Annotated in this window: 20 protein-coding genes, 3 tRNA genes and 2 pseudogenes; 21 read left to right on the forward strand and 4 right to left on the reverse strand. The window is 57.2% G+C overall.

What is annotated here, in order from left to right; genetic code table 11:
* Positions 1–23: 23 nt before the first annotated feature.
* The 4 genes from GA0061077_RS06235 (at position 24) to GA0061077_RS06250 (ending at position 5640) form a co-directional block, all read left to right on the forward strand.
* Complete coding sequence (locus GA0061077_RS06235; protein WP_091848077.1) at positions 24–2183, forward strand: glycosyltransferase; 2160 nt, start codon at positions 24–26, stop codon at positions 2181–2183.
* Positions 2184–2463: 280 nt separating this feature from the next.
* On the forward strand, positions 2464–3486 hold the full coding sequence (gene mvk, locus GA0061077_RS06240) for a mevalonate kinase (protein WP_091848078.1): 1023 nt from the start codon (positions 2464–2466) through the stop codon (positions 3484–3486).
* A 296-nt stretch (positions 3487–3782) separates the two neighbouring features.
* A complete protein-coding gene (gene mvaD, locus GA0061077_RS06245) occupies positions 3783–4784 on the forward strand; it encodes a diphosphomevalonate decarboxylase (protein WP_091848079.1) in 1002 nt (333 codons plus the stop codon).
* Between the two features lie 271 nt (positions 4785–5055).
* A complete protein-coding gene (locus GA0061077_RS06250) occupies positions 5056–5640 on the forward strand; it encodes a GtrA family protein (RefSeq protein WP_091848173.1) in 585 nt (194 codons plus the stop codon).
* A 161-nt stretch (positions 5641–5801) separates the two neighbouring features.
* Here the strand turns inward: GA0061077_RS06250 and GA0061077_RS06255 are convergent, their stop codons facing one another.
* The gene (locus tag GA0061077_RS06255; RefSeq protein WP_091848080.1) at positions 5802–7160 is read right to left on the reverse strand and encodes an MFS transporter; all 1359 of its coding nucleotides are present in this window, start codon (positions 7158–7160) and stop codon (positions 5802–5804) included.
* Between the two features lie 478 nt (positions 7161–7638).
* Here GA0061077_RS06255 and GA0061077_RS06260 point away from each other — a divergent pair, with 478 nt between their 5' ends.
* The gene (locus GA0061077_RS06260; protein WP_091848081.1) at positions 7639–8298 is read left to right on the forward strand and encodes a histidine phosphatase family protein; all 660 of its coding nucleotides are present in this window, start codon (positions 7639–7641) and stop codon (positions 8296–8298) included.
* A gap of 120 nt (positions 8299–8418) precedes the next feature.
* A complete protein-coding gene (locus tag GA0061077_RS06265; protein WP_091848082.1) occupies positions 8419–9390 on the forward strand; it encodes a hypothetical protein in 972 nt (323 codons plus the stop codon).
* A gap of 117 nt (positions 9391–9507) precedes the next feature.
* Here GA0061077_RS06265 and GA0061077_RS06270 read toward each other — a convergent pair whose 3' ends face one another.
* The 3 genes from GA0061077_RS06270 to GA0061077_RS06280 all read right to left on the reverse strand — a co-directional run bounded on the left by GA0061077_RS06270 (position 9508) and on the right by GA0061077_RS06280 (position 12895).
* Complete coding sequence (locus GA0061077_RS06270) at positions 9508–10590, reverse strand: DUF805 domain-containing protein (protein WP_091848083.1); 1083 nt, start codon at positions 10588–10590, stop codon at positions 9508–9510.
* A gap of 343 nt (positions 10591–10933) precedes the next feature.
* A complete protein-coding gene (locus GA0061077_RS06275) occupies positions 10934–11752 on the reverse strand; it encodes an ABC transporter permease (protein WP_091848084.1) in 819 nt (272 codons plus the stop codon).
* An 87-nt stretch (positions 11753–11839) separates the two neighbouring features.
* Entirely contained in the window at positions 11840–12895 is a 1056-nt protein-coding gene (locus tag GA0061077_RS06280; RefSeq protein ID WP_324609215.1) for an ABC transporter substrate-binding protein, read from the reverse strand.
* Between the two features lie 440 nt (positions 12896–13335).
* Here GA0061077_RS06280 and GA0061077_RS06285 point away from each other — a divergent pair, with 440 nt between their 5' ends.
* From GA0061077_RS06285 to GA0061077_RS06355, 15 genes and pseudogenes are all read left to right on the forward strand, one after another.
* Positions 13336–14820, forward strand: a complete 1485-nt coding sequence (locus GA0061077_RS06285) for an FAD-dependent oxidoreductase (protein ID WP_091848086.1) — start codon at positions 13336–13338, stop codon at positions 14818–14820.
* A 167-nt stretch (positions 14821–14987) separates the two neighbouring features.
* The gene (gene htpX, locus GA0061077_RS06290; RefSeq protein WP_091848087.1) at positions 14988–15956 is read left to right on the forward strand and encodes a zinc metalloprotease HtpX; all 969 of its coding nucleotides are present in this window, start codon (positions 14988–14990) and stop codon (positions 15954–15956) included.
* A 68-nt stretch (positions 15957–16024) separates the two neighbouring features.
* A tRNA-Gly gene (locus GA0061077_RS06295) sits at positions 16025–16095 on the forward strand.
* Positions 16096–16164: 69 nt separating this feature from the next.
* Positions 16165–16479: an enolase C-terminal domain-like protein gene (locus GA0061077_RS06300; RefSeq protein ID WP_234696545.1), complete on the forward strand. Its 315-nt coding sequence runs from the start codon at positions 16165–16167 to the stop codon at positions 16477–16479.
* 7 nt (positions 16480–16486) lie between these two features.
* The gene (locus GA0061077_RS06305) at positions 16487–17005 is read left to right on the forward strand and encodes a gluconokinase (protein WP_234696546.1); all 519 of its coding nucleotides are present in this window, start codon (positions 16487–16489) and stop codon (positions 17003–17005) included.
* A 156-nt stretch (positions 17006–17161) separates the two neighbouring features.
* Positions 17162–18235: a class II fructose-bisphosphate aldolase gene (fbaA, locus tag GA0061077_RS06310; RefSeq protein WP_091848088.1), complete on the forward strand. Its 1074-nt coding sequence runs from the start codon at positions 17162–17164 to the stop codon at positions 18233–18235.
* 127 nt (positions 18236–18362) lie between these two features.
* Positions 18363–18792: pseudogene (locus GA0061077_RS06315) on the forward strand (sugar-binding domain-containing protein); the annotation flags it as partial.
* A gap of 178 nt (positions 18793–18970) precedes the next feature.
* Positions 18971–19075: a hypothetical protein gene (locus tag GA0061077_RS07280; protein ID WP_143249629.1), complete on the forward strand. Its 105-nt coding sequence runs from the start codon at positions 18971–18973 to the stop codon at positions 19073–19075.
* Positions 19026–19508 (forward strand): glycoside hydrolase family 2 TIM barrel-domain containing protein, encoded by a 483-nt coding sequence (locus GA0061077_RS06320; protein WP_234696547.1) that lies wholly within the window; start codon positions 19026–19028, stop codon positions 19506–19508. Before GA0061077_RS07280 ends, GA0061077_RS06320 begins: the two co-directional genes overlap by 50 nt.
* Positions 19509–19598: 90 nt before the next feature.
* Entirely contained in the window at positions 19599–19952 is a 354-nt protein-coding gene (locus GA0061077_RS07145) for a beta-galactosidase small subunit-related protein (RefSeq protein WP_159426931.1), read from the forward strand.
* A 26-nt stretch (positions 19953–19978) separates the two neighbouring features.
* A pseudogene (locus GA0061077_RS07150) lies at positions 19979–20397 on the forward strand (beta-galactosidase small subunit-related protein).
* Between the two features lie 7 nt (positions 20398–20404).
* On the forward strand, positions 20405–21928 hold the full coding sequence (gene gltX / locus GA0061077_RS06340) for a glutamate--tRNA ligase (protein WP_091848094.1): 1524 nt from the start codon (positions 20405–20407) through the stop codon (positions 21926–21928).
* Between the two features lie 763 nt (positions 21929–22691).
* Positions 22692–22764: transfer RNA gene (locus tag GA0061077_RS06345), tRNA-Glu, on the forward strand.
* Between the two features lie 42 nt (positions 22765–22806).
* Positions 22807–22878 (forward strand) — tRNA-Gln (locus GA0061077_RS06350).
* Positions 22879–23139: 261 nt separating this feature from the next.
* Positions 23140–24480: a metallophosphoesterase gene (locus GA0061077_RS06355; RefSeq protein WP_091848095.1), complete on the forward strand. Its 1341-nt coding sequence runs from the start codon at positions 23140–23142 to the stop codon at positions 24478–24480.
* The last annotated feature ends 9 nt before the right edge of the window (positions 24481–24489 follow it).

Genomic DNA, 24489 nt, shown 5'->3' on the forward strand with positions numbered 1-24489 from the left:
ATCGTGCAGTTATACTGAAAACCATGGCTCAACCAACTACCGTGCAATCTCAATGGGAAACCGTCAACCGTGTTGTATTTCCTGTAGTGGACTCAGAATCGATCATGCCGCTTTATGCGGTGCGTTGGACGCGGCCTCATGTGCAGGAGTCGGCTTTCGACAGCGTTTCGCAATTGCGCCGGGCCGATGTGGGCGCGTTGAATTCCGTTGGTTTTGACAGGGCGTTGCGTGAAGTAGGCGCGGGTACTGGTTTCGCGGGCGATGAGTGCGTCGATTTGACCGTGCTGTCTCGGCGTTCGGTACGTCTTGAGTCTGGCGCCCATATTTCTTTCTGCACCTATTTCAATGCTTTTCCTGCCTCATATTGGCAGCGTTGGACCAACGCGTCCTCCGTACGGTTTGTTGCGCAGGTACGCGGCACGGGCGAGATCAGGGTTTTTCAATCCACAGCGCGAGGGCTGTTCTCCGCAGTCAAGACAATTTCACTTTCTGGTTCCGATTCGAAGAACGATGGGGTGGTCCAAGTTGGTGATGATTGGGTGGCAATTGACGTCGAGATTCCGCTTTCCGGGATGCTGGACGGCGGCTACTTGTGGTTCGATGCCTCGTGTGTGCCTCGCCACAGTGGCGCCGAAGTTGATGCTGAACAAGCGCTGACGATCCGTGACGCCGAGTGGCAGGTTCCTGTTGCCGATCGCGTCCAGAGTGGGCAAGGCGATGGCGAAAGCGATGCTGCTGATGGCGGCGATCCTCGGAATGCCGGCGCTGTGCACAGTGGTGGTGCCTGTGCTGACACGACCTGTTCCGTCGCCATCACAACGTACAACCGGCCGTCTTATTGCTTGGGGCAGTTGAAGGCGATTGCCGGCGAAACCGAATTGCGCAGGAGGCTGGATACCGTCTACTGCGTCGACCAAGGCACGGACAAGGTCTGTAATCAAGAAGACTTCAATGCGGTTTCCTTGGATTTGGGCGATCAGCTTACCTACATTCAGCAGAGCAATATCGGCGGATCGGGCGGTTTTTCACGCGGGATGCTCGAGTCGGTCGATGCGGGACGAAGTGCGTACACCATCCTGCTCGATGACGACGCGATCATGGAGCCGGAATCCTTGTTGCGCTCGATTCAATTCGAGGATTATGCCAAACGACCTGTGCTGGTCGGCGGCGGTATGTTCCATCTTGACGGCCGGACGATGCTGCACGTGCAGGGAGAGCGTTTTGACCGTGGCTCGTTGAAGCCGTGCCCGCCAGCCGGGGCCAGCTACAACCACGATTTTGCCGTATCCCCGCTTCGCGATGCTCCTGAACTGCACAGCCGTTTCGATTGCGATTACAGCGGGTGGTGGATGTGCCTGATTCCCAATTCGGTGATTCGTGAAATCGGTTTGTCGCTGCCGTTGTTCATCAAATATGACGATGTGGAATACGGTCTGCGGGCTCGCGAACATGGCTATCCCACAGTAGGGCTTCCCGGTGTGGCGGTGTGGCATCAGGGTTGGCACGACAAGGATATTTCCCGAACGTGGGAAGAATACTATGCGCAGCGCAATCGTTGGATCTGTGCGCTGCTGCATTTCCCGAACGCGGGCAAACGCTATATGTTCCGCATGATGTACGAAGACGCTCATCTGGGTGTCAAGCTGATGTATTCGGGCATGGCGCTGCATCACATGGCGTTGCGCGATGTGATGCGCGGGCCGACGTATCTCATGGAAACTCTTTCCACCAAGCTTGCGGAGGTTCGAGCGGCACGTGAAGGGTACGCCGATAGCGAGGTCAGCGATGACGTCGAATCGTTCCCTGCTCCTGTCGCCGTATTCGAGAACCGGCGTTCCGCGCTTTCTGGTTCTGAACTTGCCAAAACTGCGGCGAAGGAAGTTGTCAAGGCAGTGTTCTCGCGCCAGGACGGAACCCATGACGATGCACCGCAGGTCGCCATGAAGTCCAAGGATGCGGTCTGGCCGTCGTTCGCCGGCGTCAGTTCGGCGTTGGTCACGACTTCGGATGGCAACGGGGCTGCCTGGCTCAAGCGCGATAGCAAGCTGTACCGTCGTAATTTGTGGGAATGTCGTCGTATTGCGTCGTCGCTGGTCCGTCGTTGGAATCAGCTTTCGGAGCTCTACGGTGCTGCGGATTTGTCGAGCCTCGAATCGTGGCGTGGAGTATTTTCTCGGTTGTAGTGCTGCATTGTGCCGTATCTCCCTAAATAAACTCGTGTCTTCGCATTATCTTCACCTTCATTCGCGCACGGTTCACAAATCAATTTCTAGACTCTAAAGACAGTGGGCGTCCTGTGGCACGGTGGTGATGACCGTAAGGGGTCATGGTCGGCACGGGTACAGGGGCTCCGTTTGTCGCTTGGTGAATGTGCACTGGGCCTGCATAAAGAGTCGGGCATTGTGTCGTGTGGCGTTAGAGGATTAAGAGTCGCGTAGGATGCGTGAAAGGTGATGGTGGCGGATGGTACACATGGGATATGGCGAGACTTGGGCGAAGGTCATTCTCATGGGCGAGCATTCCGTGGTTTACGGCTATCCCGCTGTCGCCGCACCGCTGCCTTCGCTCAAGATGCGGGCATGGGTCACGCCTGCCGGGCTGTGCGCAACCTCATGCATACGCACGCTCAAAGCCCTGAACTACGAAGGTTCGCTGTCGGCCGCTGGTGATCGGTTCGGGGGGTTGGAGTGCGCCGTCAAGGTCGCGACGGAGTTCGCCGGCTACCCCGGTCTTGCATTCGATGTCGTTACGGACAGCTCGTTCCCTGCCGGTCGTGGCATGGGCTCTTCTGCGGCTAGTGCCGGAGCGGTAATCCGCGCGATTCTTGACGCCTGCGATGTTCGGGCGAGTGAGCAAGAGATTTTGCGTCTTACCAACGAAGCCGAAGTTATCACGCACGGCAACCCTTCCGGTCTTGATGCGGTGACCACATGCTCGCGTGACATTGTTACGTTCCAGTCCGGGCAGATGCAGTATATGCGCGTTGATATGCCGGCCTATCTGGTGATTGCTGATTCCGGCATCGCCGGCAGCACACGTGAGGCCGTGGGCAATGTTCGTAAGGCAGACGAAAAGAATCACCCATATGTCAGGTCCGTTATGGACGAACTGGGCGAGCTGGCATTGGCTTCCGAAACCGATCTGGAGCTTGGCGCTGTCAACATGCTGGGTGAACGAATGAACCGCGCACATGAGCTGCTCAGCCAGCTTGATGTCAGCCATCCCTTGGTCGATCATCTGGTCGATGTGGCGCGGAATGCCGGGGCAAACGGCGCGAAGATGACAGGCGGCGGGTTGGGTGGCTGCCTGATCGCGTTCGCTGAAGATGCCGATACTGCCCAGAACATCAGCCGCGCTTTGTTATGCGAAGGCGCTTGCAAGGCTTGGATTCACTCGCTTAGCGCTAAGTCTAACGAGCAATTTGATGAAGAGTTGGTTGAGGGTCGTCGTTACGAGCTCGATAATCGCTCTCTCGTTGCTGCGTAGTTTCAGCGTTGCTGTGTGGTTGCGGTGTCACTGTGTAGTTTCAGCGTTGCTGTGTGGTTGCGGTGTTCCTGCGTAGTTGTGGTGTTGCCGATGTCTTTAACCATGCGCGTATTGTCGTGACGGTTTCACAATGTCATGGGTGCTTAATTCTGCGGGTTTGGTGGATAGTAACCGTTTTGCGCCATTCCGCATGCCAAAGCACGGTAGAGTTTTGAATTGTGAAGATCGGTAAATCGGATATGACGAACACGCCAGAAGCGCGGGCGGCAGGCGATTGTGCCCCACAACCCTCCCGCATGAGTGCGGAAAGTGACGGTTCACTCGCCGCGTCTCGGTGCGCTACGGCCGTTGCCAACTCCAATATCGCACTGATCAAATACTGGGGTAAAGCCGACGAGCGGCTGATTATTCCGCGGGCTTCGAGCCTTTCGCTTACGCTTGATGGGCTCTCAACGTCCACCACTGTCCAATTCGGTGCATCAGATGCCGACAGCCTGACCATAGACGGCACAACGCAGCAAGGAACGGCTCTGAACCGAGTTTCCGCTTTCCTTGACATCATCCGCGAAAAAGCCGGCATCAACCTCCCGGCGAGGGTCACCTCCGCCAACACCGTGCCGTATGGTGCGGGGTTGGCCAGTTCGGCTTCGGCTTTCGCGGCGCTCGCCGGTGCGGCTTGCGAAGCGGCTGGTCTTGATGCAACCCCCCGCGAGCTCTCTCGTTTGGCCCGTCGTGGCTCCGGATCGGCCTGCCGTTCGATTTTTGGTGGACTGGTGAAATGGAATGCCGGGCATGACGATGAAAGTTCCTACGCCGAACCGGTTGATTCGGGAGACATGGACCTCGCGGTTATCGTCGTCCTTATTTCCGGTGAAAAAAAGCCGATTTCAAGTCGTGAAGCCATGCGGCGGACCGTCGTTACTTCGCCGCTGTATGATGCGTGGATTGATTCGTGTCAGGATGACTTGGATGCTGCGTTGGCGGCGATACGTCAAGGTGACGTCGAGCGTTTCGGGGAGCTGACCGAAGCCAATTCGTTCGGCATGCATGCTTCGATGATGGCCTCGCGCCCTGCTGTGCTCTACTGGCTTCCGGAGACGGTGTCCGCGCTTAATGCCGTCACGTCCATTCGCGATGGAGGGTTGGGTGCATGGTCAACGATGGATGCCGGTCCGAACGTCAAGGTGCTTACCGATGGACGCGACGCCGAGCGTGTGGCCGATGAGTTGCGCAATCGCCTGCCGGATTGCGAGGTGCAAATCCATCGCCCCGGTGATGGCCTGCGTTTTGTGCGATAGTGTGCTGCTTGTCATTGGCGCACTGAATGAGGTGAATGGCCGCCGGTAGCAGTGCGGTCGTCACTTTGCGGATATCTGCCCAGTTGTAAAACGTGTGCATGCATACCTCCAGTAGCGGCGCTGCCGTCACGCCATAAATGTTCGCCCGGTCGTAAACGTATCCACGAAAGTGCACGAGTGCCCTTTACCGCCGTCGATACATGCGATGAATCAGTGGTAATTGCGCACTATCGCAGATAATTGGCATGTTCATATAGTTAAATGGGCTGTTGTGAAAAAGCTGATTGAACAACTCGTGAAATTCGGACTGGTCGGTGTCGTTGCCTTTGTGATCGACGAGGCCATCATGAACCTCCTGATTTTCATACACACCAACAACGTGGTGGCAAGCACTGTTTCGTTCTTGATTTCCTTAGTATTCAACTACTGGGCAAGCATGAAGTATGTCTTCAAACACCGTCAAGACATGGCTCGCTGGATGGAAGCTCTGATTTTCCTGGTTTCTGCGATTGTCGGCTTGGGAATTAACGAGTGGATTATCTGGATGAGCACGCTCGGCATGCCGGCCGATGCCGTCACCACTCAGCACGGTGTGTATATCCTGCGCTCGAACATCGGCAAGCTCGTTGCCACCGTGGTGGTCGCCATCTGGAACTTCATCATCCGTAAGTGGCTGCTCGACAACCGTTCCGCTTCTGGAAGCTCGGCTTCCGAGACGTCGGATGTTGAGAATATGGCTGTTTCCGGAAGTGCCGCTGGTTCCGATGGGTCCGTGATACCTACTTCGGTTCGCAAGACCTTCGCTCAAAAACTCGGTGAGTGGTCGATTGCCCACACTCCCGAGGGATGGCAATAATAAGTCATCGAAAACGAACGTGCCTTCGCACTCACCAGCTTGGGAAATGGATGAGAGTACGAAGGCACGTTCGTTTTGGGTTATCCGCATCGCCTCGTAAGGCGGCGCGTCGGCGATTTTTCCTTGCTATGTTCGACTGGAAACCGCGCAATCGACGCGCATCAGATCTCGACTGCGGTGAGCATCGGGGTTTCGGTGCTTTGCTTGATCTGCTTGAAGCCCGTGAAGGAAAGAGCGAGCGAAGTCAGTGCCAGAATCGTCACCACGAGGAATCCGCCGTGTGAGCCCATCTGGTCGATGAACAACCCGGCAATGGCCGAGCCCGCGGATCCGCCGATTGAGTTCATTGCGCTGGTCCACGCCATACCTTCGGTGAAACGGGTCGGCGGAACGAGATGCAGCATCAACTGGTTGCCGTTGATCCAAGTCGGTGCTTGGCAGACGCCGATAATCAGGTAGATGACCATAATCGTCCAGATATTATGGGCGAACATGAATGAGCCGATTCCTAGATTGACAACAAGCAGGCAGAAATAGAAGCGTTTCCATAGCGGAATCGTCCAGTTTTTTGCACCGTAGAAAATCGCGCCGACCATCGAAGAGAACGAGAAGCAGGCGAAGACGAAGCCTGTGTACTGCTTCATGTTCTGTTCGGTGGCGAACGAGATGATCGAAATCGACGCGGCGGACTGGAAGGCTCCGAGGCCAAACCATGTCACGCACATCGCAATGAGGCCGGGGCCCCAGATGGATTGCCCGGATTTAAACAGCCCAGCCTTTTCTTCGGCCGCTTCTTCCTTGCCCCGCAACCTGGCTGCTTTCAAGGCTTCGCGTTGACGGTATTCTTTGCGTGAAATGCCGGCCTTGCGTGCGAGTTCGGTCTGTGAGGGTGGTTCGGTGCTCAGTTCGGTCAGGAACATTAGTGCGCCGACGATGACACACATACCGGTCACCGAAAACGCAAGTACGCCGGAAATGACGGCCAGTGTTGAGGCGAGTGGATTGCCGATAACCCACATCGCTTCGTCGAAGACGCCGGAAAGAGACAAGGCGCGGTCGGTGCGTACCGGGTCGCCCCGCAGCAGGTTGGTCCAGCGGCTCCGGGACATTGCTCCCCACGGTGGTATGGCGGCCATGAAGGGGACGATGACGAAGAGAATCCACGCTGGCACTCGAGCGGCAATGCAGGACACCAACGCCGTTGCAGCCACTATCCAGACGATGATGGTGGGGATGGAAACCTGTCGTTGCCCGAACTTGTCGACCAACTTGCCAAGCACTGGGCTCATAATCGCCAGCGCAATGGCTTGGACCGCGCTCAGTGCACCCGCAAGCGTGTAGTTGCCGTAGTAGTGCTGCACGGAAATGGTAATGGTCATGCCGACCATTGGGAAAGGCATGCATGCGATAACCGATCCTACTGCGAAACGCGCGGTATGTGGCATGCGCAGTAGTTCGGCGTAGCCGTCAAAAAGTCGATGTGCGACGTCCTTGAAACCGGAAAAAGGTATGGGGCGCATTGGCTACAAGTATCCTTCCAAGATATAGAGGTGGGTGTTATTCATGTGGGCGCAGTACAGTTCGTTGGTTTTCGGGCGCCATACGTACCGCCGCAAAACGTTCCGCTTTAAACGAGCTGTGGGAGCAAAAGTCTTGAAATCACTTCTTTCAGTTTTGATACTCTAGTCGTCATGCATCCTCAACACGCGGTAGTTGAGCCATGGGAAAACGCTGAAAGGTAAATGTTTCGCAAACGTCTGCCAGGGTGCGCTGTGGGCTGTCTCATGGTCGGCATTTCAATGGTCGGCAAGCTGCGAAATTGTGGCAAATCTCCGTTGGTAAGATTGGTCGGACGGTGTTCACAATGGTTGACGAGCGATGGAATCGCAGTGGTCTCGGGTGACGCTCGGGCGTGCCTGCCCGCTGGTAGGCTGTTGAAGGAATTGCCCAGATCGCGAAATTTCGCGCCAATCGTTGTATGGACAAGGAGAGACATCCATGCCGCAGACCACACTGCATTTCGTCCGTCACGGCAAGGTCGAGAACCCCGATCATCTGCTTTACGAACGTCTTCCGAATTTCCACCTTTCGGCTGTCGGGGTGCGCATGGCCCAAGCCACCGCGCGATACATCGCCATGGATTCTGAGATGAGCCAGACGGTTGCGTTGTATTCCTCGCCGCTGGACCGCACGCGTGAGACGGCCCAGGTGATACTTGATGATCTCAACGGGATAAGGCAGGCACGGGGTGATGTGGCATTGACGGTGCAGACCGACCGGCGACTCATCGAGGCTGGCAATGAGTTTCGCGGTTTGCGCATAGGCCACGGCAAGGCAGCCCTCTGGCGTTCGCGCAGTCTTAAGCTGCTTCGCAACCTTTGGCGGCCGAGCTGGGGCGAGAGTTATCGGCACATCGCCGATCGTGTCAGCGATTTCGCGCAGGAAACGGTACGCAACCATCCCGGCGAGCAGGTCATCGTCGTCAGCCATGAATCGCCAATCTGGAGCTATCGGCACATGCTTGAAACCGGACATCCCGAACACAATATGCTGTTGCGTCATACGGCGCTCGCATCGATAACTTCGATTACCTACGACAGTGAAACCGGCAAGGTGCTGCATATCGCTTATGTCGATCCCGCGGCAGATGTGCAATGACGCATCGCAGTCGTTTTTATGGTTGTATGTGACCGCGATGCGGTGTTATGGCGGCAGCGATGCCGTGAATAGATTACGATAGAGTCGAACAGTCGGTTGACGGTATGGCGAAGGAGCAATATGGCGGTCGATATTGGCGGCGGCATCATCAGCGGCGGCATCATCAGCGACGGTGAATTGGCGCGCTTGGCGTTGATGCCCGAGGTACGCGACGCTGCGCAGGCCGGAGCCGAGCTTATCGGTTTATGGCCGCTGCAGACCGCGCAGCAACTGGCCAATGACGCGAAATACGCCGAGGACCTGCAGGTGCGGGTGGGGCGTTCTGCCGCTCAAGTGCTTACCGACGAAGACATATCGATGGCGGACGCGGAGTTCGTTTACGAAGGTGCCGTTGATATTCCGGGGCGCTCGCAATCCATAGTGGATGCGCTGCTTGACGTTTACGACGCGTATGAGCAGATGGAAGGATATTCGAGCACTGGTGACACGTCGCTGGTGATGGCCGGCTCCGGTGACCTGCGCGTCGACTGGGACGAGCGGACGGTGGAAGCCGTGGCCCAAGGACTTGAGCAGATTGAGACCACCGTTCTTTCCGGTTCGTTGACCGGTTCGGAGCAGGATGGCAGCGGGGAACGTCCGAATGAAGCGGATGTGGAAAGCGTGACACAGCGACTTGCCGTGGTGTTAGCCGCGGTGGGGGCGTTGTTTGAAGTGATTGATACGGTCGGCGGTTTTGACAAGCCTTCGGTTCGTGATACCGCTCACAACTTCATCCCGGTGATGCTGTATATCAACGAGCTGTGCGAGCGCATAGCGATTCCGCGCATCTACCTTTCAAGCCGCCAGTTCGAAGATGCCTTGGACAAGCATCGGCAACGCTCCGGGGAGAATTCCACCGCCGATGCATTGACATCGTTCGTCGCGCCTATCGTCAAGGCTGAATGGGAGAAGCATCGTAACGATGTCATGTTCGATCCTGTGGCTGTCAAGCAGGCTGAGAAGGAAAAGGAAGAGAAGCTTAAAAAAGACAAGCTGGCCGAAAAGTTCAAGGATGTTCCGGAGGACAAAGATAAGCCGCCGGTGGAGCTGTAAATGTTGCGGGACCGCGCATCTTGACAAAGTAGCATTATGAATTGGGCCCTGTCTCTGATTGATTTCGGAGACAGGGCCCAATGGTTGCGTGCCGTTGTGATGGCAGCCTACTGGAGGTTACTGCTGGTTGCTTCCGTTGCCGTTCATGAACGGGGGCTGGAAGTCGCTGGTGTTGTTGCCATTGCTAGGGGCAACGTTCGGTTGCTGAATCGGCATGCTCGCGGGTTGCGCCGGTACGTAAGGCTGTTCACCTGATGCGCTCGGCATGTCAGGCTGCGCGCTCATCTCGGTCGGCATGCCGGGCTGTTGATTGTACGAAGCTGCGGGAGTTTCCTGACCGCTCTGTGGCATGGTCTCGTTTGTGGATCTGAAGGACTGCTGGTTCATGGGCGGCCTCTGCTCACCTTGCATCATGCTCTGCATTACAGGCTGTGCCGGTGTGATTTCGTCGTATCGGACACCTTCGGGTTTTTGCGCTATTGACATGAATACGATATAGATGACAAAGCTTGCAAGATAGCAGATCAGCAGAATGAAGGCTCCGATGATCAATCCGATTGCGGCGCTGTTAGCTATATCTTGAGCAATGTCGGTGTCGCTCAGTGAGCTGACATGGTAACCGGCGAAAAGCAGTAAGACGACCATTGTAACAGTGCAGACAAACGTTATGGCCGCCGGGAGCAGCAGCCACCAGCCCGACTTGTTCGTATCGTGGAGACGGCGAACGTTGAGGGACAAAAACGGAATGAAAATCGCGATTGACCAGATGGTGTCGATGAAGCTTTCGTCCGTGTCCAGAATGATTGAATTGATCAGACTGATGATGATTTTGACGACGAAGATGAATAGGATGATCCACCAGAATTCGCTACGGCTTGCGCGTCCTTTGAAGTTGGCGTATTTGACAAAGAAACGTTTGATTGCCTCCGGCGGCGGACATCCGTAGAACGGCTTGTTCAGGGGAACTTCCACTGCGGCCGGGGCTCCGTAGTTACCACCTTGGTTGTATTGCGGGTTGGGGTTGATCGGTTGGGCCGGGGCTTCTGCCGTCGGCTGATATGGAGGAATGTCAGTGCCTAACTGTTGCGGGGCCGCGTTGTTTTGCTGCGTCTGTTGGGTGGCTCCATAAGGGTTCTGGTTGGGATTTGCCGGATCTATGTTTGGATCGTTCGCGCCGTTCATGGCGTTCATGTCGTTCATTGATATCCTCTCTTCTGTTGAATCAGTTGTCAGTGTTTGAATCCTGACGAACTACACATTCACGGAGTTGAAGCGTCGCGAATAGTGATTCAATACAACTTCAACACTTAGTCTATGCAGTCAATATCAATTAAATCATGTTTGCGGGATGGTCGCTTTCGTGCATTTCCGTTGTTGTTCGAAAATGGGGCAAGGTAATGCTTGGTTCTCGGCGCTGTTGGGTGCAGTGTACTGTTGGTTCGGTGTGGCTGAAACGGTCTGATGAAGGACGTTGCATTGTTGCGGATGGGGTTAATCAAGTCTCGCTTGTTGTCGGAGTCTGTTGGCCGATGGCGTCGCACGTTCACATCTCGCTTAGGTCCAGCGATACGGCATCATCCTTTTCGGCGGGGCCGAGCAGTAAGTGTTCGGTAAAAGAGACGAGGGCTAGCAACAGGCCGGTGAGGGCAACCACCACAACGGCCGCCGAGAAGATCAGAGCCGTTTGAAATGAGTTGAACGCGCTTTGCAGCCATACGCCGAGGCCGTTGGTCGCTCCGAGGTATTCGGCTGTGACGGCGGTGCCGAAAACGTAAGCGGCGGAGATGCGGATGCCGGAGAAAATCTGGCGTGCGGCGACGCGAAGTTTCACATGAAACAGTGTCCACGTTTTCGTTGCCCCGCACGTCAGGGCCACATCCTCATAGAAACGAGGCACCGCGGTCAGACCCCGCGAGGTTTCGACGGCTATGGAAAAAACGCTGAAAACGGCGACGAGCGCGATTTTGCCAACGAAGCTGAATCCGAACCAAATCATGAATAGCGGGGCTATGGTGATGATCGGGACGGTTTGGGCCGCCACCAGCAATGGGTAGAAGGCGCGATTGGCGGTTTTTGAAACGTATAGGCCGGCGCCGATGGCAATACCGGCGACCACCGAAATGATGAAACCGGCCAGTGCTTCGCCGGTCGTCACCGCGGCAGCGCTCATCAGGTCGGGCCACGTGGCGATCATCGACGAGATGATGGTCGCCGGTGAGGAGAGCGTGAGTTCGGAGACAAGGCCCGTATCCGCTGCGATTTGCCAAAACGCCAACACCGCACCGATGGTGATTGCCGGCGGCAACATCTTGTGCAGCCAACTCTGAGGCTCCCTCGTCTTATGCTCCCGTTTCGTTGACATTGCTCTTCTTTCGCTGTATTCCGGTGGTCGCTAGTTTCTTGGCTGCCCTATCGCTCGCTGACGGACGATAGACTTTGCCAGTCGGTCTTAGCGCACGTATTCGTTGGTCGATAGTTTGCTGACCTGGGGCGCGCGCGCAAGCTTCTTCTTGTGTGAATCGGTGTAGGTGCCGGCATCGAATTGGAAGTCCAGATATTTTTGGCCGTCTTCCGTATTGATGGCAGAGGTTACCTTCTGGTTGGGCTTGCCGTTGGTTGTGGTGTCGTCCATGCCGTTGCCGCTCCAATAGCCCTCGTCGACGATCTTCTTCATCGACGCGTGGGCGAGTTTCGGATCGAGATGCGCGGTTTTGTTCTGCTCCACCAGGATGTCGGCCGCTTTGTCCGGGTTGGACAGTGCGTAGTCATATCCGCGGCGCGCCGCCTTGATGAACTTCTTGAGGTTCTCTGCGTTCTGGGGGTCCTTGACCCAGGAGTTTTTCACCATGAAGCCAATCTGATCGGGGTTGCCCGGCACACCCCACTTGTCGGCGGCGAAGCAGTTGAGCGCCGGGCCGTTGAGCTGCGACTCCACCTCTTCCCAATTGGCGTAGAAGCCCGCAAAATCACCCTTTCCGCTGGTCAGCGTGCGGAAGGTGTTGGTGCCTGCGGTTGCGGTCTTGAAGCCGCCGGAGCCGCCGGCGTAACGAATCATCTGACGAACTGAGGCGCTCTGTTCCGCGGAACCGAAACTTACGAAGGTCTTATCCGCAAAGTCTTTGGGTGTTCTAATGTCGGTGCGGCTTGCAAGGCTGCACCAACGAGCGATTGGCTTCTGCGTGAGGTTGAACACGAGTTTAAGATCGGCGCCTTGCGAATTGGTGTTCGCCAGGTCCGTCAGCTTGGAGAAACCTATGTTCGCCACGCCGTTCTGCACGCTGGTTTCCGCACCGGCCTGAGCGGTGGGAAGGATCTTCACGTTGATGCCGGCATCCTTGAAATAACCAAGCTGTTGCGCCACATACAGTCCGATATGGTTCGTGTTCGGCGTCCAATCAAGCATGAACGTCAGGGTCGGTTTGCCGTCCGCATTGTTTGCGCTCTTGGCGCTGTCGGAAGAACCGCACGCCGTAAGGGAAAGACCCAGCGCCGCAACGCCCAGCATCGCTGCCGTTTTGTGTAACGTTCCCCGAAGCGCGTTGCGGCAGTCATTGCGGTTGGCTGATGTGCTGCCGAGACGGTTGATAATTTCGCGAATATGCGTAAAGCCCGTAGTGAAGCTCATTGTAAATCACCTTATCTGTCGTGCGGCTTGAAACGGCGTCGACGGAAAGGTGAGGAGTCCGCGCGACGAATCAAGCCGATACGTTGGTGTGCGGTAAAGCCGTCGGAAACGAACGAAGGTGCCATTTCACACCATTCTTTGGATCCGTACTGCGTTGTCACCGCACGCGTTATGGTTGTCGTCTTGGCGCAGCTGCTGCCACCAACCGCGCGAACGGATTCAAGTATAGCCGTGAGGGTTCGCAATTCCCCGCGTTCCGAAGGTGATGAAACGCTCGGGTGGGTCTTTCGAGGTGCGTCTTGATGCGATAGTCTAGAACCATGAGCGAAAACAACAGCAACCAACTCCGTATTGCCGTCGTCGGTGCCGGCCCGGCGGGAGTGTATTCATCCGATATTTTCCTGCGCGAACTGAAGAAGAAGGGGGAGTCGCTTAGATTGCCCGACAACGCGCGCATTGACCTGTTCGAGAAGCTGCCGGTGCCGTTCGGTTTGGTGCGTTACGGTGTCGCGCCGGATCATCCGGCCATCAAATTCATCGCCGACGCGCTGGAAAAAACGCTTGATAACCCTGATATTCACCTTTACTGCGACGTGGAATTGGGGCGCGATCTGGACCTTGACGACCTGATGGAACGGTATGATGCGGTGCTGTTCGCCACCGGAGCGGTAGCCGATAAGCCGCTGACCATCGCCGGGTCTGATCTGGAAGGCGTTTACGGCGCCGCACGTTTCGTGGAATGGTATGACGGCTATCCCACCGGCGCTCGCACTTGGCCGCTGGAAGCCGAAACGGTGGCGGTCATCGGCGGGGGCAACGTGGCGATGGATGTTTCGCGTGAGCTGGTGCGCAATGCCGACGATCTCAAGGTCCGCACCGATATTCCGGACAATGTCTACGAGGGCATCAAGGAGAACAAGGCTCGGGAATTGCACCTGTTCGTCCGCCGTGGCGTGGCTCAGGCCAAGTTCAGCGTTCAGGAACTGCGCGAACTCGAGAAGCTGCCGGGCGTGCAGATCATCATCAACGAGGACGATTTCGAGCTTGACGAAGAAACCGTGGAGCAGGCCGGCAGCGACAAGCTCACTCGCCAGATGGTGGAGGAGCTGTTCGTGATTCGCGACATGGCCGAAGACATGGAAGACGGTGGCGGTGTTGATTTCGAAGGCAATCCTGCCACCAAGAAGTACTACATTCACTTCAATTCCGCACCTACCGAGGTATTGGGAGAAGACGGCGAGGTCGTCGGTTTGCATGTTGAGCGTACCGAGACCAGCGCCGACGGTGTGATGCGCCATACCGGTGAGTTCACGAATTATCCCGTCCAGGCCGTTTACCACGCCATCGGCTACAAGCCTGCCTCTGTGCCCGGCGTCGCTTATGATGAGCAGCGTCATGTGCTCGCCAACGAGGGTGGCCGCATTCTCGCAGAGCCCGCGTTTACCGCCGAGACCGGCACGAGCACGGTTCGTCCGCGTCTCTATGCGACGGGCTGGGCCAAGCGTGGGCCGGTCGGCCTGATCGGTTCCACCAAGTCCGATGCGTTGCTCATCGTCGGCAACATGCTTGAGGACCTTGCCAACGCCGAGGTCGCTGATGGCGAGAGCGGGGCAAAGGGCTGCATCGCGCCTGATCGCGATCCTGAATCTATCGATCGCCTGCTTGCCGAACGCGGTGTGAAGCCCATCGATTTCGCCGGCTGGAAGAAGATTGACGCGTATGAGCGTGCCGAAGGCGCGAAGGAAGGCCGCGAGCACAAGAAGGTCATCGATCCGAGTCAGATGCGCGAACTTGCACTTGGCTGAACGCACGTTGTCGTGAGATGCGCTGGAATCTGCTGAGATGCACTGAAATGCACTGAAATGATGCGCTAAGACTCGATGAACTGCGCGGTTTCCGTAATCAGGACCGCGCTTTTTGCTTTCAGCCACAATTCAGCAAACTGCCAGATTCGGTCCCTACACTTCTATCTATGGATGGCAATATGAAAGTTCATGGACATCTCAACGGTCTCAAGACGACGCTGCTTTTCGCCTTGATGTGGGCCATTATCATGTTGATTTGGTGGACCACGGGCGCCAGCAGCGGCACGCTTGTCTATTACATTTGCATTGGTCTGGCCACGACGTTCGTGTCTTATTGGTTTTCCGACCGCATCTCCATAGCGTCGATGGGCGCACGCCAGGTCTCCGAAACCGAGGCGCCCGAGCTCTACCGCATTGTCCGCGAGCTCTCCGCCCGTGCCGGCAAGCCTATGCCGCGTATCTACATCGCACCGACCATGAGCCCCAACGCCTTCGCCACCGGCCGCAACGAGCGGCATGCGGCGGTCTGCTGTACGCAGGGCATTCTGCACATGCTCAACGAACGCGAATTGAGGGGCGTGCTCGGCCACGAGCTGATGCACGTCTACAACCATGACATTCTCACTTCGGCCGTTGCCAGCGCGATGGCGACGGTGATCACCTACCTCGGTTACATGCTGATGTACTTCGGCGGTGGGCAGCGCGACGATGAGCAACGATCGGGCGCGCTTGGTTTGGTGGGCGTCGTTCTGAGTTCGATTCTCGCGCCGATTGGCGCCTCGCTGATTCAGATGGCCATCTCGCGCACCCGCGAATACGACGCTGATGAAGATGGCAGCAGGCTCACCGGTGACCCGGCCGCGCTGGCATCGGCGTTGAGCAAGATTACCGCTGGGGCGCAGGCCAACCCGATGCCGCAGACCGCCGGTACGCAGTCGGCTGCCGCGATGATGATCGCGAACCCGTTCTCCAACGAGGGTTTCAGCCGTCTGTTCTCCACCCATCCGCCCACCCGAGACCGCATCAACCGCCTGATGCAGATGGCCCAGGAGATGCAGATGATTCCCGCTGGGGCCAGCAGCGGGTCGAGCCGAAATCGTTCAGGTTCCACCCAGCCCGCGCAGGTTGCATACTAAAAATCGGCGCGTGGCTCACAATCCTGTGCTAAAATCAATTTTGTTGTGCGTTATTGTATATAACCACTGCGGATGTAGTTCATCGGTAGAATGGAAGCTTCCCAAGCTTCAGAGGCGGGTTCGACTCCCGTCATCCGCTCTTTCAGATTCCTTCTTCAAACAATCCAGTTCTTTGCTGAGTCTATACGCTCTGATGCGATGTGTGCTTATGGCTTTTGTTGAGCTGTTCGGCGTGAAGTCCGCCTTCCACGGTCCCACGGATGTCTCGCCAGTGGGCATGGCAGCGAACCTGCACCTCGATCTCGCCATTCTGAACTTCGGTATCCAGGAATACATGAAACATAGTGACGAGACGCTTGAGGTTTTCCATACCTCCTACACCTTCGAGGACGGCTACCTGCACCCAGGAAACAAGCCGGATCTCAGTGTTGGCTTCGATGAGAAGCTCTCTGCGAAGCATCTCTACCAGTCCGCCCCGTTGCCGGTGGGCAGGCTGCTTGATGGCACCATGCACGAATGGTGATGGTGACATGGGAAAGAAGGAGACCGTAAGTATTGTCGTTATGGGCGTAGCTGGCACTGGGAAGACGACACTTGCCGAAGAGCTTGCCAAGCACTTGAAATGGCCGTACGCCGAGGCCGACGATTTCCACCCCAAAGCCAATATTGAGAAGATGGCTGCAGGGCACCCGCTTACCGACGAGGACCGTTGGCCTTGGCTGCAAGCCCTTCGTGACTGGATCAGTGAGCAATCGGCTCAGGGACACTGCACCTTGGTCACGTGTTCGGCGCTCAAGAGAGTTTACCGCGATGTGCTGCGCCAGGCCAAGAGTCGGGTCGTCTTCGTCGAACTGGACCTCGACAAGGACGATCTGCGCAGGCGAATGACCCAGCGTGCCCACTTCATGCCCATTTCATTGCTTGATTCCCAGTTGCAGACCTTGGAACCGCTCGAGTCCGACGAAGATGGTTTCAAACTCTTGTCTTCGCCGGCTCCGGATATTTTGGCGGATACGGTGATGGATCGGTTGTCGCTGAGGGTTTCGTAAGTCTTCACCAGCAAGGGTTTTTGGCGTCCAGTGATGTTGTTTCGATTGGCAATGCTTCCAATGCTGTCAATACCGGCAATGCGGCGGCTGGCATCGCTTGGGGCGGTTGAATTGAAGCGACGCACGAATGGCGAGAGTCGCGGTCATAATAAGGTTATGACTATTGCGAATCCTGAGCGGTATCGGCAGATGTTGGAATCGGCGCGGAAGAACGGCTATGCATACCCTGCAATCAACGTGTCCAGCACCCAGACGCTGAACGCGGCGTTGCAGGGGTTCGCGGACGCGGAATCGGACGGCATCATCCAAGTGTCGGTGGGTGCGGCCTCCTATCTGTCGGGTCAGAGGGTGGAAGATCGTGTCGCCGGTTCGCTCGCTTTCGCGGCTTTCGCGCATGAGGTTGCGGCGAAATATTCGAACATTACCATCGCTCTGCACACCGATCACTGCGCCAAGCAGTACCTTGACGGGTGGGTGCGGCCGTTGCTCGCCAGGGATGCGGACGAGGTCGCCCACGGCCGAGAGCCGATATTTCAATCGCATATGTGGGACGGGTCAACGGTCCCGCTGGGCGAGAACCTTGACATTGCCGAGGATTTGTTGGAACTTTCGGACAAAGCGCACACCGTTCTGGAGATCGAAATCGGTGCCGTCGGCGGCGAAGAAGACGGCCATCGCGCGGATATTGACGAGAAGCTGTATTCCACCCCGGCTGATGGCGTCGAGGTCGCCCGCCGGCTCGGTCTGGGCGAGCGCGGCAACTACATGGCCGCGTTCACATTCGGCAACGTGCACGGTGCGTACAAGCCGGGGGTGGTGAAGTTGCGCCCGGAACTGCTCGGGGAGATCCAGCGCGAGGTCGCGTCCGCCGCGGAGTCCGGAACGCTTGGAAATGGGCGAAAATATGCGGCCGGCACTCTTCATGACGGCAAGCCGTTCATGCTTGTGTTCCACGGCGGTTCGGGTTCGTCGGCCGACGACATCGCCGCCGCGGTGCGCCACGGCGTGGTGAAAATGAACGTTGACACCGACACCCAGTACGCCTTCACCCGCGTGGTCGCCGGCCACATGTTCGAACACTACGATTCCGTCCTCAAGGTGGACGGCGAAGTGGGCGAAAAACGCTACTATGACCCTCGTTCTTGGGGTCGAGAAGCGGAGGATGCGATGGCCAAGCGCGTGGTCGAGGCCTGTGTGCAGCTCGGCTCCGCTGGAAAAGCGCTGAAATAAGCTGTCGAGACGCGGCCGACACAGGTTCTCGGGCAGTCGCAATTCGTGTACGCCGGTCCGACGAACGAAGGTGCGGCGGATTCGCGAGGCCGGCAAGGCCTATCAAGAACAGACCGCCTTCGATTCGGTCGAAGTGCCATCGGTATGGCAATGCAACGGGTATGACAAACCGCAATATACCAATTTCCGCTATCCGTTCCCGTTCGATCCGCCGCGCGTTCCCAAAGACAACCCCTGTGCGTTGTACATGCGAGATTTCGAATATAGCAGGAACGAAGACGCTCCCCGTGTGTCTCTTGATTTCGAAGGCGTCGACTCCTGCTTATACGTGTGGGTGAACGGCCGGTTGGTGGACTATAGCCAGGTTTCGCGCTCAATCAGCGAATTTGATGTAACCGACGTTCTGCGCGAGGGTGCTAACCGTATGGTCGTGCTGGTTCTGAAATGGTGCGACGGAAGCTATCTTGAGGATCGGGACAAGTTCCGTATGAGTGGCATTTTCCGCAGTGTGTACCTTCTGGAACGCCCGCAGGACGCGATTCGCGACTTTTTCGTTCATGCGAAGCTAGGCGATGGCCTTAGACAAGCCACGATTACGGTCGATTTTGACTTTTTGCATCGAGTGATACCGATGTGACCGTTTCGTTGCTGGGCGCGTCCGGTCATATGTTGCAGACGGTGCACAGCTAGACCCATCACGACAGCGAGGGCTTTGAGTCCGAGGCAAGGGCGACGTTGAACTTGGACCGTCCGCACCTGTGGAACGCCGAAGATCCTTACCTTTACTTGTTTGTACTTTTTCACTGGGCTGCCGGGGAAGGGCGAAATGATCGTCGATAGTGTCGGTGTACGCGCTGTTGACATCGATGCGGGGGTTCTGCGTGTTAACCACAGGCCGGTGAAGCTGCACGGCGTCAACCGACATGATTCTGAACCCGATACGGGTTTCGCAGTAACGCGTGCGCAGATGCTGCGGGATCTGAGAATCATGAAGAAACACAACGTCAACGCGATAAGAACTGTGCATGCGGGCCTTAAGGAATTCAAGAACGTATTCAGGCCGCTTCGCGTCGTCGCGTTCGACCAGCAAACGCGCTCGCTGACGCTGTATAAGTACATGGATTTCCGGAATTCCTCCGATGTCGTCGTCACCTGGCGTCTGCTTGTGGACGGGAAAACGGTGAACGAAGGCAAGGTCGATGCCGCCGGTTTGCGGATTGAGCCGCACGAAAAGGGAACGGTTCGTCTGAACGATATCTCGGTTCCCGATTAGGGCAAGGCCACGTTGTTCGTCTGCTATGCCACGGCCAAGGCAAGCCTCGTGCTTCCTGCCGGTTACCCTTTGGACTTCGACGAGGTGCCGATGGATAACGCTGATGGTCGCAACCTGCTCGCCGCACGCCTGCTCGAGCAGAGCCATGAGGCCGCGGATGACGTGCTGATTGACGAGGATGCAAGGCAAATTTGTGTCGGCGGCGCGCAATGGCAGTACGTATGCGATAAAAGAACCGGCATGTTCTCCTCGATGGTCTTCCACAACTGCCAGCTTATCGACAGGCCGATGGAAGTAAATATCTGGCGCACACCGACCGATAATGACATGTTTGTCAGGAAAGACCGGGAGGCCGCCGGTTACGGCTACGTCATGACGCGGGCGGACGAGGTTCATGTGTTGCCGGTGCCGGCATCGGCAACGTTGCAATCAGCGCGTATCTGACGCTGGTGGCCCCTGCGGTGCAGGTTGTGCTTGAGGCCGATACGACCTGGACGATTCACCGTGACGGGGCCGTCTCATTGGCCATGCATGTTATACGTGACCAAACGCTGCAGTTCCTGCCGCGGTTCGGTCTTCGTCTGTTCATGCCAAAGGCAATGGGACGTGTGGTGTATTGCGGATATGGCCCGAACGAAAGCGACGTCGACAAGCATCGTTCCAGCTGCTGCCCTTCACCCAAGAGGAGCTGACCGCCAAAAGGCACTGCTATGAGCTTGAGCCGTGCGAATCCAACGTGTTGTGCCTTGATTATGTGCAGAGTGGTTTGGGTTCCAACGGCTGCGGCCCCGATCTTGCCGAGCGCTATCGATTGGACGACACCGACTTCATGTTTGAGTTGCAGTTGGTACCGAGGCAACGCCCTTCCCGTCAATCTCGCGCGGCATAATGGGAATATGACTGAAAATGCAACTGATTCCAGACCTGAACTGCCCAAAGACGTGCGGGTGCGCTTTTGCCCGTCGCCTACAGGCACGCCGCACGTTGGCATGGTGCGCACCGCCCTCTTCAACTGGGCGGAGGCGCGACATACGCACGGCACGTTCGTGTTCCGCATCGAGGACACCGACCACGAGCGCGATTCCGAGGAAAGCTACAACCAGATCATCGACGCGCTCAAATGGCTGCATCTCGATTGGGACGAGGGTGTTGAGGTCGGAGGGCCCAACGGACCGTACCGCCAGTCCGAGCGCAACGACATCTATAAGGACGTCGCCGGCAAGCTGGTCGCCGCGGGCTATGCCTACGAGTCGTATTCGACCCCCGAAGAGATCGAGGCGCGAAACGTGGCGGCTGGCCGCCCCAAGGCTTTCGGCTATGATGGCTACGACCGCAACCTGACCGACGAGCAGGTCGCCCAGTTCAAGGCCGAGGGCCGCAAGCCCGCCCTGCGTGTACGTATGCCCGATGAAGACATTGCCTTCGACGATCTGGTTCGCGGACATATCGAGTTCAAGGCCGGCAGCGTCCCGGACTTCATCATCGTGCGTCCCAACGGCGATCCGCTCTACACGCTCACCAACCCGGTTGATGATGCGCTCATGGGCATCAACGTCGTGCTGCGCGGCGAGGATCTGCTCAGCTCCACGCCTCGCCAGGTGGTGTTGTACCGCTACCTCATCGAGCTTGGCATCGCCAAGGAGATGCCGGTATTCGGTCACATGCCTTACGTTATGGGCAAAGGCAAGAAGAAGCTCTCCAAGCGCGACCCGGAGTCCAACCTGTTCCTGCACCGCGAGAACGGCTTCATTTACGAGGGTCTGCTCAACTATCTGGCGCTGCTCGGTTGGTCGATCGCGCCGGACCGCGACGTGTTCAGCATGGAAGAAATGATCGAGAAGTTTGACATTCGCGACGTGAAGGCCAACCCAGCCCACTTCGACATCGACAAGGCCATCGCCATCAACGCCGAGCACATCCGCATGCTCGATCAGCAGGACTTCCTGAATCGTTCCGTGCCGTATCTGCACCGCGACGGCGTAGTTTCCGCCGATTCATGGGATGCGCTCACCGACCGCGAACGCACGGTGCTCACCGAGGCCGCACCCCTGGTCCAGCCGCGCGTGCGACTGCTGGGCGAGGTTGCGGGCATGGTCGGCAGCCTCCTGGGTGACGAGGAATACATCGAGCCCGAGGACGACGCCCGCAAGACGCTCAAGGAATCAGCCGCCGAAGTGCTCGACAAGGCCATCGAGGCGCTCGACGGTGTGTCCGAGGTCGATTGGGTGACCGACAGCCTCCACGAGACACTCAACACCGCGCTCGTCGAGCAGGGCGGATACAAGCCGCGCCTGGCATTCGGCCCGGTGCGTGTGGCGATGTCTGGCCGCCGAGTTTCCCCTCCGCTGTTCGAGTCGATGGAAATCGTAGGCAAGCCGCTGACCCTCGCTCGTCTAAAGGGCCTGCGCGAGCACCTGTAAACCAAGACCCCGCCTTCGCGCAACTGCGTGCGGGGGGGGCAAACCCCAAGAGTCCGTTTTATCAACGCACAACAGTGCCGTTGATAAAACGGACTCTTGCTGTATGCAGAGGCTTGTTGTGAGCAAGGTTTCTGGTCACGGGTATGTACCTGTGAATGGCGAGATACTACGAGTTTTCATGTGGCAGCCAGAGAGTTCATCGTTATGGAGATTCATAAAAGCAGAGGCATCGTTGCCCGTGCATTTACACACTGATTGTGTAGTGCCGGCTGCCCGCACGTGGGTGTTTTGGGTGTTTTTCATGCGGGCAACCAGCTGTGGTTCCCGTCCAGTCCGAGTTTTGGGTATATGAACCGGGCGGGAAGTCTAGTTGTGCCGGTCGGCGGTCGTTAGTCCGTCGGCCGAGCGGGGGTGGGGGCGCCTATTGCCGTGGTTATACACAGTGCTGTGGTGATGATGGTATTGAGGATACCCACGGTTGCCTTGCCTTCCTTCTCCTGAAAGCCCTTGCCCTGGTCGTGTGACCGGTGCGCGGTATTCTTATGTGACGTGCTTTATCGTTCGATAATAACCTTGGTTCAATACAAACGCAAATCGGGTACCGCGCTTTGATGTTGGGGTGAGGCTCTGATTGGGAATTCTTGGGGTGTTTTTTGGCTGCTATGGCGACGGATATATGCTCATAGCAACACGCCGGGTTGCGTGGGGGTGCAAAGTTCGCTAAAGTGTAAGCTTGTTGTGTTGTGAAAGCAGCAACAAGTTAGCCTCCATCGTCTAGCGGCCTAGGACTACGCCCTCTCACGGCGCCAACACCGGTTCAAATCCGGTTGGAGGTACGAAGTGCTATAGTTGCTAACCGGCTACGGCACCAAGCCAATTGGGGTATGGTGTAATTGGCAACACGGCTGATTCTGGTTCAGTTGTTCTTGGTTCGAGTCCAGGTACCCCAGCAAAGATTTAAAAGTCTCGCAGCTCGTCGCTTGCGGGGCTTTTTGGTATCCGGAACCAAGAGTCCGTGCGGCATGGCAGATTTCGGGGCCTGAGCGCCAATTGCATGGGCTATACGCCAAAATATGGTCTGCTAGTCGTCTGGGTTTATATGCAATTGCACGTGTTTTGATCTGCGGTGCTGGTGTAAGTCCCGAAGCGTGTGCATCGGGGTATGCTGGATGAAGAAAAGCTACGGTAGCGCCAGGGAAAAGGTTGAGGTAATGACTGATCTAACGCACGCGGCCAGGGACTCGGCAGGTTTGGCTTCTGCGCCGCGCATCCAGCACACTCATTCGGGCGGTGGTCGGCCGGTGTCCGTTTCGGCTCGTCTTGGGCGGTTGCAATTCCATGATTCCGGCAAGTTCCGCGTGCTGGTTCTGTCAGATATCCAGGACGGGCCGAACGTCAGCTCGGACACCATCAAGCTGATTGAAGCCGCGCTCGACGGCTCTCGACCGGATATCGTCATCTTCACCGGCAACCAGATCGCCGGGTACGACAAGGGCTACGCCGGCACGTTCCACAAGCGCACGTGGACGCCGCAGAAGTGGTCGATGGGTAGCGCGGCGGCCAAGCGGCGGTCGGCTGAGCTGGAACATACGCGTGAACTGGTGCGCGGGTGCATCGCGCAGTTTGTAGCGCCGCTGAACGAGCGCCACATTCCGTGGGCCGTGACTTACGGCAACCATGATTTCCAGTGCGGTCTTTCCAACGTTGAGCTGGACGAGATTTATCGGGAATTTCCCGGATGCCTCAACCCCGAGCCGACCAAAAAACGTTCCGATCGGCCGCGCAAGCAGCCTGGCAGCGGTCTGCCCGACCAGTACATCTACCCCTGCGAGGCAGGCACGTTTGCGCTGCCGGTGGGGCAGACGCACGAGCGCGGCAATGTGCTGGGGCTGGTGCTGTTCAACTCGGGCGATTACGGCAAGCTGGGCGGTTACGGCGCGCCGAGCCAGAAGGCGCTTGAGTTCCTCAAGGTCGCGCCGGGCTTGGTGGGCGCCAAATCGATGGTGTTCCAGCATATCCCGGTGCCGCAGTATTACGACCTGCTCAAGGAGGTGCCGGGCACGGCAGCGCACGCCGTGGAAGGCTACCGCACGTTTGCTGGTCGCAACTACGTTATCGACGAGTCCAAGACCATACCTGGCAGTTTTTTGGGGGAGGGTGTGAGCTGCCCCGACACCGACACCGGCGAGTTCGATATTATGCAGGCGACCGACGGCTATTTCGCGTTGCTTGCCGGGCACGACCACCGCAACCGTTTCGCCGGGTCCGTTGACGGCTTGATGCTGATCGCGACGCCGACCTGCGGGTTCGGTTCATACGGCCCCGCGCCGGCCCAGCGTGCGGCAAGGCTGCTGGAATTTGACATTCGCCACCCCCATGAGCCGCGCACGCAGTTGCTTGAGTTTGGTGAGTTGGTGGGCAAGGCGAGTTCCAACAAGGTCTATACCTATGCGCTTAACGGCACTCCCGATGCCGCGAAGGAAGGCACGAATCTTCTGCGCCACCCCAATCGCTTTGCCCAGATCCTGCGCCGTATGCACCTGAAGAAGTAACGGTTTTTG

The sequence above is a fragment of the Bifidobacterium commune genome (assembly GCF_900094885.1).
In the GTDB taxonomy this organism is placed as follows: domain Bacteria; phylum Actinomycetota; class Actinomycetes; order Actinomycetales; family Bifidobacteriaceae; genus Bifidobacterium; species Bifidobacterium commune.

Coding starts and splice junctions, on each gene's coding strand:
- gltX (WP_091848094.1), top strand. CDS start 20,405: ATGACTGAAAATGCAACTGATTCCAGACCTGAACTGCCCAAAGACGTG.
- GA0061077_RS06260 (WP_091848081.1), top strand. CDS start 7,639: ATGCCGCAGACCACACTGCATTTCGTCCGTCACGGCAAGGTCGAGAAC.
- GA0061077_RS06305 (WP_234696546.1), top strand. CDS start 16,487: ATGGGAAAGAAGGAGACCGTAAGTATTGTCGTTATGGGCGTAGCTGGC.
- mvk (WP_091848078.1), top strand. CDS start 2,464: ATGGTACACATGGGATATGGCGAGACTTGGGCGAAGGTCATTCTCATG.
- GA0061077_RS06265 (WP_091848082.1), top strand. CDS start 8,419: ATGGCGGTCGATATTGGCGGCGGCATCATCAGCGGCGGCATCATCAGC.
- GA0061077_RS07145 (WP_159426931.1), top strand. CDS start 19,599: ATGGATAACGCTGATGGTCGCAACCTGCTCGCCGCACGCCTGCTCGAG.
- GA0061077_RS06255 (WP_091848080.1), bottom strand. CDS start 7,160: ATGCGCCCCATACCTTTTTCCGGTTTCAAGGACGTCGCACATCGACTT.
- GA0061077_RS06280 (WP_324609215.1), bottom strand. CDS start 12,895: ATGCTGGGCGTTGCGGCGCTGGGTCTTTCCCTTACGGCGTGCGGTTCT.
- GA0061077_RS06300 (WP_234696545.1), top strand. CDS start 16,165: ATGGCTTTTGTTGAGCTGTTCGGCGTGAAGTCCGCCTTCCACGGTCCC.
- htpX (WP_091848087.1), top strand. CDS start 14,988: ATGGATGGCAATATGAAAGTTCATGGACATCTCAACGGTCTCAAGACG.
- fbaA (WP_091848088.1), top strand. CDS start 17,162: ATGACTATTGCGAATCCTGAGCGGTATCGGCAGATGTTGGAATCGGCG.
- GA0061077_RS06275 (WP_091848084.1), bottom strand. CDS start 11,752: ATGTCAACGAAACGGGAGCATAAGACGAGGGAGCCTCAGAGTTGGCTG.
- mvaD (WP_091848079.1), top strand. CDS start 3,783: ATGAGTGCGGAAAGTGACGGTTCACTCGCCGCGTCTCGGTGCGCTACG.
- GA0061077_RS06285 (WP_091848086.1), top strand. CDS start 13,336: ATGAGCGAAAACAACAGCAACCAACTCCGTATTGCCGTCGTCGGTGCC.
- GA0061077_RS06235 (WP_091848077.1), top strand. CDS start 24: ATGGCTCAACCAACTACCGTGCAATCTCAATGGGAAACCGTCAACCGT.
- GA0061077_RS06355 (WP_091848095.1), top strand. CDS start 23,140: ATGACTGATCTAACGCACGCGGCCAGGGACTCGGCAGGTTTGGCTTCT.
- GA0061077_RS06270 (WP_091848083.1), bottom strand. CDS start 10,590: ATGAACGACATGAACGCCATGAACGGCGCGAACGATCCAAACATAGAT.